This is a genomic window from Mesorhizobium sp. M7A.F.Ca.CA.001.10.2.1 (assembly GCF_003998575.1).
Taxonomy (GTDB): domain Bacteria; phylum Pseudomonadota; class Alphaproteobacteria; order Rhizobiales; family Rhizobiaceae; genus Mesorhizobium.
The window spans coordinates 1-7,980 of the sequence record NZ_RZQY01000248.1; the positions used below are offsets into that span (position 1 = coordinate 1).

Here is a 7,980-nt window from a genome sequence, read left to right on the forward strand (position 1 = left end):
CTCTCCGGCGGCGAGCGCCAGGCGGTGGCGATCGCGCGCGCCATGCATTTCGACAGCGACCTGATCATTCTCGACGAGCCGACCAACAATCTCGGCGTCGCCGAAACACAGGGTGTGCTGAGCTTCGTGCGCAGCGCCCGCGATTCCGGCCATTCCTGCATTTTCATCGCCCACAACATCCACCATGTCTTCCAGGTGGTCGACCGCATCGTCGTCATGCGCCGCGGCAAGGTGGTTGCTGACGACATAGACCCCAAGAAGACCAGCGTGGCGGAGGTCGAACGGATCATCACCGGCATGTCGGACAAGGAGATCCGCGATGCCATCGCCGATGGCAAGCCATCGCACTGAGAATGGTGATGGGCGGCAATCACCCGTCACCTCAGATCGCATCGCTTGTCTGACGCGCCATCGCATGGCGAACAGGATTGCAGCATGAAAGCCACAGTTTCGGATACCGCACGCAACTGCGGGCTGTGGGTTACGGCATGAAAGCCACTGTCTCCGATATCGCTCGTAGCTGCGGGCTATCGACCGCAACGGTCGACCGGGTGCTCAACAACCGGCCGGGTGCGAGTGCGGCCAACCGCCAGCGCGTCATGGAGGCGGCCAAGCAGCTCGGCTATCTGCCGGTCGCCGATCAGGTAACGCTGCCCTCGCGGCCCGCCCACCTTGAATTCCTGCTGCCGATCGGCAGCAATGCCTTCATGCGCGATCTCGCCGGGCATATCGAGGACTACGCCGCGCGCCTGCCGCTTGTCGCCTCGTGCCGGATCCACAACCTCGCCGGTATCTCGCCGAACGCGCTGCAGAGCGCTGTCGAAAACCTGTCGCTCAGGGCCAATGGCGTCGGCGTGATCGCCGTCGATCATCCGCGTACGCGCAACATCCTGCGCGACATCGTCGATGCCGGGATGCGTCTGGTGACGCTGGTGTCCGATGTTCCGGCGGCACCGCGCGCGGCCTATGTCGGCATCGACAACCGGGTGGCGGGACGAACGGCGGCGCTGCTGATGGGACGCTTCCTTGGCGGCCGCACCGGCCATCTGGCGATGGTCGTCGGCTCACGTTCCTATCGTGGCCACGAGGAACGCGAGATGGGTTTCCGCTCGGTGCTCAGTGAGGAGTTTCCCAATCTGACCGTCAGCAGCGCCGTTGAGGTCAACGACGAGCCCGATGCCAGCTACACCGAGACCATGAAGGCGCTGCACGACGAGCCGGAACTGCTTGGCATCTATTGCGTCGGAGCTGGACATTCGGGCGTTGCAAAGGCGATCCGCGAGGCCAGGCCGAACCGCAAGCCGGTGTTCATCTGCCACGATCTGACCAAGGACACGCGCGGTCATCTCGTCGACGACCTGCTCGATATCGTCATCGACCAGAATGCACGGCTGATCGCGGAGCAGTCGGTCATCCGCCTGCTCGGCTCGATCGCCTCCTCGGCACCCTATCTGACGCGCAAGTTCATCGAACCGCGCTTGATCTTCAGGGAAAACGTCCCGGGGCAGTAATGCGAAATGGCTTGGCTAAACCGGGTTTCCGGATTTGTACGATAATTGGCACGGCAAATCTGCACAGCAGCTATGCAAGTTTCTTTGTTGCCGAATCGTTGGGCAACTCGTAGGTTCTGGTTGTCGGCCATCTACTCCTCCCAGATGCGATGCCGACGCTGAATGGGGTGCACCTCCTCCCGCGCCACATTCGAAAATCGAGCCCGCTGCCACCTCCTCCCGGCAGCGGGCTTTTTTCGTTTGGCCGACAGGGATGACGGCACAGCGACACCAAAGCGCGCCCAGTCATCACGCGATGAATGGCGCACATGGACAGGCGACAGGTCACCTCAACCGGCGGCGGCGCCCCTGAAAGAAACGATCAATCCTTCAGCCATGCGCACGAACTGCGTGCTCGGACCTTCCGACCCCACGGTCTGCACGCTAACCCGCGCGCCCTCGAGCAGAAGCGACAGCGTATCGGCGAGCAGTTCAGCCTGGCCGATGCCCGCATCCCGACATAGCGTCACAAGGCGCTCGCGCTGGGCTTCCTTGAGCTCCTTGATCACCAGCCTGGCCGGATGGTCCGGCTCGGTCAGCTCAGCGGCGGCGTTGGCCATGTCGCAGCCGCGCCCATCCGCATTGAGCATGGCAGCCGCCTTGCGAACCCAGGCATGCAGCTGGGCAAGCTTGTCACCAGGAAATTCGGCCTCGAACGCATCCCACATAGCGCCCGCCTTGGCCGCATTGGCGCGCAGGCATTCGACGATCAGTTCGTCCTTGGATTCGAAGTGACGATAGAGCGTCATCTTGTTCGTGCCGGCAGCTTCGGTGATGGCGTCGACGCCGACACCCTTGATGCCATGCTTGTGGAACATGTCGCGTGCCGTCTCCAGGATCCGATCCCGGGGACGAGAGCGCTCCACGATGCCGTCTGCCATCATGATCTCCTTTCGTTTCCAAAAAACCCTCGGCCACCTCTTGACTAGGGTGTTACCGGTCTGTAACTTCCAGAATGTTACTTACTGGTAACACCTATATCGTCCACCGTCAATAACAAGGCCGTGAACTGGCCCTGCCGACGAGAGGGACAAGAAACTGCCAATCATGCGGCCTCGGCCGGTGAAAAGATGAAAACGGTTCGCGAGCACGTGCTGCGAATCGACAGACAAGGAGCCGGCCAATGCCACAGCGCCGCGATCTTACCATAGATGAAGCCGTCCGGGATCCGATGATCCGGCTGGTCATGAGAGCCGATGGCGTCGACCCGCGCGCCTTCGAGACGATGCTGCGCTCGCTTGCCGATGCGCAGCGCAACGAGGTGCCGTTGCTGCATTCGCGGGACGACCTCGGTGACAAGCGCGGTCAAAGACTGTCCAGCGTCGCCAGCGCCTTCGGGCGGGCAAGAGCAGCCGGGGAGGCTTGCGTCTCGTGGTAAACTTTTTCATCCACCGTCCGATCTTCGCCTCGGCGATCGCCATCATCATGGTGCTCGCCGGGTCGATTTGTTATTTCCTGCTGCCCGTCTCGCAGTTTCCCGACATCACGCCGCCGCAGGTCGTGGTCAGCGCCCACTATCCAGGCGCCAGCGCGCAAGTGGTGGCCGATACGGTGACGACGCCGCTGGAGCAGCAGATCAACGGCGTGCAAGGCATGACCTACATGTCGTCGACGAGCTCCAATGACGGCTCCTCGACCATCACCATCACCTTCGATGTCGGCTATTCGCTGAGCACCGCCGCCGTCGACGTGCAGAACCGCGTCTCGCAGGCCGCCTCGTCGCTGCCGGCGATCGTCAACCAGGGCGGCGTGACGATCAAGAAGCAGAACCCGAACTTCGTCCTCATCGTCAACCTGACTTCGCCCGACAGTTCGGTCGATCCGGTGGCGCTGAGCAACCTTGCCTATCTGCAGGTGGTCGATCCGCTGAAGCGCCTGCCCGGCGTCGGCGATGTGCAGATCTTCGGCGAGCGGCGCTATTCGATGCGCGTCTGGCTCGATCCCGACAAGCTCGCCAATCTCGGCATCACCGCGGTCGATGTGCAGAACGCCATCGCCGAGCAGAATGTCCAGGTGGCGGCCGGCAAGATCGGCCAATCGCCGGCACCCGCCGGCACCGCCTTCGAGATGCAGGTCAACGCCGTCGGCCGGTTGAGCGATCCAAAGGAATTCGGCGACATCGTCGTGCGCGCCAACACCGACACCGGCTCGCTGGTCAGGCTGCGCGACGTCGCCCGCATCGAGCTCGGCGCACTGCAATATTCGTCGTCGGCCTTCTTCGGCAAGGACCCGACCGTGGTGCTCGCCGTCTACCAGATGCCCGGCTCCAACGCGCTCGATCTGCAGCAGCGCGTCAAGGACAAGATGCAGGAGCTGTCGGGCCGCTTCCCGAAGGGCGTGTCCTATGCAATGCACTACGACACGACGCGCTTCGTCTCGGCGTCGATGCATGACGTGCTGATCACGCTCGGCGAAGCGCTGGTGCTGGTCGTCGCCGTGGTGTTCCTCTTCCTGCAAAGCTGGCGCACGACGATCATCCCGACCATCGCCATTCCGGTGTCGCTGGTGGCGACGCTGGTCGTCATGGAGATGCTCGGCTTCTCGCTCAACATGCTCTCCCTGCTCGGCATGGTGCTGGCGATCGGCCTCGTCGTCGACGACGCCATCGTCGTGGTTGAGAATGTCGAACGACAGCTGGAGGCCGGACTCAAGCCGCTTGCGGCGACCAAGGCCGCAATGCGCGAGGTCACCGGACCGATCATCGCCACCACCGCGGTGCTGATGGCGGTGTTCGTGCCGGTCGCCTTCATTCCCGGCGTCTCCGGCAAGCTCTACAACCAGTTCGCGCTGACGGTGGCGATTTCCGTCGGCATCTCGGCCTTCAACTCGTTGACGCTCAGTCCCGCGCTCAGCGCGGCCTTCCTGCGGCATCGCGGCGAGACGCAGTTCGCCCCGTTCCGCTGGTTCAACACCGGCTTCGACAGGCTATCGCACGCCTACGCCAATGGCGTACGCATTCTCATCCGCTTGCGCTGGATCATGCTCGGCCTGTTCGCGGCCGGCCTGGTCGCCACCTACTTCGTCTGGCAGCGCCTGCCCTCGACCTTCCTTCCGGTCGAGGACCAGGGCTATTTCTTCGTCGTCATCCAGTTGCCCGACGGCGCGTCGCTGGAACGCACCGACGCGGTGGCGCAGAAGGCGCGTGACATCCTGCAGGCGACGCCCGGCGTCGAGATTGTCGGCTCGATCAGCGGCCTGAATTTCCTGACCAGTGCGGCGCAGTCGAATTCGGCGGTCGAATTCGCCATCCTGAAGCCGTGGGAGGAGCGCGGCCCCGACCAGAGTGCATCGAAGCTCGTCGCCGATGTGCGCGGCAAGCTGATGCAGATTCCGGAAGCTTTCGCGCTGAGCTTCGATCCGCCTTCTATCCCGGGTATCGGCACCACAGGCGGCTTCGAATTCGTCGTCGAGGATCTGACCGGCCGCGGCAGTTCAGCCCTCAACGATGCGACGCAAGCCGTGATCGCCGAGGCGCGCAAGCAGCCCGAAATCAACCCGCAGCAGCTGTTCTCGCCATTCTCGACCTCGACGCCGCAGTTCAACTACGACCTCGACCGCAGCAAGGCCAAACTGCTCGGCCTCAATCTGCCCGATGTCTTCAACACGCTGCAGATCTATCTCGGCTCGCTCTACGTCAACGACTTCAACCTGTTCGGCCGCACCTTCCGGGTGACCATCCAGGCCGACAAGGATGCACGTGCGGGTGCCGCCGACATTTCGCGGCTCTATGTGCGCAATGCCTCCGGCGGCATGGTGCCGCTCTCGACGCTGGGCAAACTCGTGCCCTTCGTCGGCCCGGAGACGGTGCCGCATTACAACAACAATGCCTCGGCCTCGATCAATGGCGGTGCCGCACCCGGCTTTTCCTCGGGCCAGGCGGTTGCCGCGATGGAACGGGCCGCCGCCATTGCGCTGCCAAGGGATTTCGGTTTCGAATGGACCGGCATCACCTTCCAGGAGCTCAAGGCAGGATCGATCGCGTCCGTCGTCTTCGGCCTCGCCATCGTCTTCGTCTTCCTGATCTTGGCGATGCAGTATGAGAGCTGGGCGATGCCGTTCATGGTGCTGTTGGCGGTGCCACTGGCCCTGTTCGGCGCCTTCGTGGCCCTGTTGCTGCGTGGCATGCAGATCGACGTCTACTCGCAGATAGGCTTCGTCATGCTGATCGGCCTGGCGGCCAAGAACGCGATCCTGATCGTCGAATTCGCAAGGCGACGGCGCGAAGAAGGCCTCAGCTTCGTCGACGCGGCGATGGAGGCGGCACGGCTCCGGCTGCGGCCGATCCTGATGACGGCTTTCGCCTTCATCCTCGGCGTGCTGCCGCTGATGTTTGCCACCGGTGCCGGCGCGGCAAGCCGGCAGTCGATCGGCACCACCGTGTTCGGCGGCATGGTCGCAGCGACCATCCTGTCGCTGGTGTTCGTGCCGGTGTTCTACGCGGTCATCGAGCAGCTGCGCGAACGCCGCGGCAATGACGAGCCCGCCTCTCAAGACAATGAACCAACGACTGAGCCCGCCTTGCGCCCCCTGGCGGAAGCGGCCGAATAAGATTGGAGACTGATCATGCGTAAATGGAAAATCGCGTTGGGAACGGCCGTCGCGCTGGGAGCGATCTCGGTGGCCAGCGTCCACCTGCTCGACATGGGCAACCTCAGCCTCAATGCCGGCACGGCCGCGGCGACGCCTGCTCCGGCGGCATTCGTCATGCCGGTGCCGGTGGTTAGTGTCGTCAAGAAGACGATCCCGATCTACCTGGACTATGCCGCGCGGACGGAACCGATCCGCAGCATCACCTTGCAGGCCAGGATTCCGGGCTATCTGCAGGAGCAGACCGCAGCCGACGGCGTCGACGTCCGGCAAGGCGATCTTCTCTACAAGATCTCGCCTGACGACTTCCAGGCGGCTCTCGACCAGGCCAAGGCGCAAGTGCAGCGCGATACGGCGACGCTCGACTATGCCCGCTCCAACCTCGGTCGCGGCACCGAGCTCGCCAAGAGCGGCTACCTCGCCAAGGACGGCTTCGACCAGCGCACCAGCACCTTGCGCGAGGCACAGGCGTCGCTGGCGGTCAATCAGGCGGCGGTCCGCACGGCAGAGCTCAATTTGAGCTACGCTGAAATCCGGGCGCCGTTTGGCGGGCGTCTCGGCCGCAACCAGGCTTCGGTCGGAACGCTGGTCAGCGTTGCCGGCACCGTGCTCAACACGCTGGTGCAACTCGATCCGATCTATGTCACCTTCAACCCGAGCGAGACGGATCTGGCCGAGATCGAGCAAGCCCGCGCGAACGGCCCGATCGAAGTGGAGGTGCTGCTCCCCGGCCAGACCGAGGCCAGCCAGAAGGGCGAGCTTACCTTCATCGACAATTCGGTCGACCGCTCGACCGGCACGATCACGGCGCGCGCAACGATCGGTAACGGCAAGTTCACGCTGCTGCCCGGCCAATATGTTCGTGTCCGGCTGCATGTGAGAGAGCAGGCCGACGCGCTGATGGTGCCGCAGACGGCGCTGGGCTCGAGCCAGCTCGGCAAATATCTCTATGTCGTCGGCAAGGACAACACGGTCGACCAGCGGCTGGTTTCGCTCGGACCGACGAGCGGCGGTCAGGTCGCCATCCTCAGCGGCGTCGCCGAGGGCGACCAGGTGATCACGGGCAATCTGCAGAAGATCGGACCCGGAGCGCCTGTATCGCCGATACCGGAAAAGCCGGCCACCTGAACACCCCCGTCAGGACCCGGCTTCAGCGCGGCGCCCCGACCTTCCCACAGGTCGCGGGCGCCGCTCGACTGAGCAGTTCCACCAGACCGGCAACATCGGCGCGGTCGGCCTTGGCCACCGGCATGAATGCACAGTAGGGATGCCCGAGGCGCACGGAGACGGAGGAGAGCGCAATCAGCCGACCGGCCTCCAGATCGGCGCGCGCCATGACCCGCTGGCCAAGCGCGATGCCCAGGCCCAGCCTTGCCGAGGCGATCGCAAGGCTGGACAGGCCGACGCGCCGCCCGTGCGACGGGTCGGGTGAGCGGCTGCCGCCGGAGGCCGCAAACCAGTCAGCCCAGGTCGGGTGCGAGGCATAGTTCGGCCCCCAATTGGTGTGGATGAACTGGCTCTCGTGCAAATCCGCCAGACTGGTATCGCCATTGCCGTGCCGGTGCCAGAATTCCGGTGCGCAGACAGGCAGGACGTCGTCATGGACGAGACGGACGAGTTTCAATCCGGGATAGTGATAATCGCCATAGCTGATGCGCAGGTCGATGTTCTGGCGCATCAGGTCGACCGGATCGTCCTCGACCCGAACGTCGATCGCCATCTGCGGAAAGGCATCGAGAAGTACCGCCAGCCTCGGCGCCAGCCACAGTTCGGCCAGCGAGAACGGCACGCTGACGACCAGGCGCGTCCGCATCCCGCCCTCCAGCATACGCTGGCCTATAGC

The 7,980-nt window shown here is 63.9% G+C and carries 7 protein-coding genes; 5 read left to right on the plus strand and 2 right to left on the minus strand.

What is annotated here, in order from left to right:
• Together EN964_RS17180 and EN964_RS17185 are read left to right on the plus strand one after the other, a co-directional pair.
• The coding region (locus EN964_RS17180; protein ID WP_164775853.1) for an ATP-binding cassette domain-containing protein at positions 1–351 on the plus strand (351 nt) is incomplete at its 5' end.
• A 137-nt stretch (positions 352–488) separates the two neighbouring features.
• Positions 489–1,511: a LacI family DNA-binding transcriptional regulator gene (locus EN964_RS17185; protein WP_127270236.1), complete on the plus strand. Its 1,023-nt coding sequence runs from the start codon at positions 489–491 to the stop codon at positions 1,509–1,511.
• A gap of 329 nt (positions 1,512–1,840) precedes the next feature.
• Here EN964_RS17185 and EN964_RS17195 read toward each other — a convergent pair whose 3' ends face one another.
• The gene (locus tag EN964_RS17195) at positions 1,841–2,431 is read right to left on the minus strand and encodes a TetR/AcrR family transcriptional regulator (RefSeq protein ID WP_127270239.1); all 591 of its coding nucleotides are present in this window, start codon (positions 2,429–2,431) and stop codon (positions 1,841–1,843) included.
• Between the two features lie 242 nt (positions 2,432–2,673).
• Between EN964_RS17195 and EN964_RS17200 the strand changes: the two genes are divergently transcribed.
• Genes EN964_RS17200 through EN964_RS17210 form a run of 3 tightly spaced genes read left to right on the plus strand, consistent with a single transcriptional unit; the run spans position 2,674 to position 7,265 of the window.
• Positions 2,674–2,928 (plus strand): hypothetical protein, encoded by a 255-nt coding sequence (locus EN964_RS17200; protein WP_127270242.1) that lies wholly within the window; start codon positions 2,674–2,676, stop codon positions 2,926–2,928.
• A complete protein-coding gene (locus EN964_RS17205; RefSeq protein ID WP_127276561.1) occupies positions 2,922–6,098 on the plus strand; it encodes an efflux RND transporter permease subunit in 3,177 nt (1,058 codons plus the stop codon). The genes EN964_RS17200 and EN964_RS17205 overlap by 7 nt, the downstream gene beginning before the upstream one ends.
• A gap of 15 nt (positions 6,099–6,113) precedes the next feature.
• Positions 6,114–7,265: an efflux RND transporter periplasmic adaptor subunit gene (locus EN964_RS17210; RefSeq protein ID WP_127268585.1), complete on the plus strand. Its 1,152-nt coding sequence runs from the start codon at positions 6,114–6,116 to the stop codon at positions 7,263–7,265.
• A 22-nt stretch (positions 7,266–7,287) separates the two neighbouring features.
• Here the strand turns inward: EN964_RS17210 and EN964_RS17215 are convergent.
• Positions 7,288–7,980 (minus strand): LysR substrate-binding domain-containing protein (locus EN964_RS17215; protein WP_127276563.1); only part of this gene is annotated, 693 nt, incomplete at its 5' end.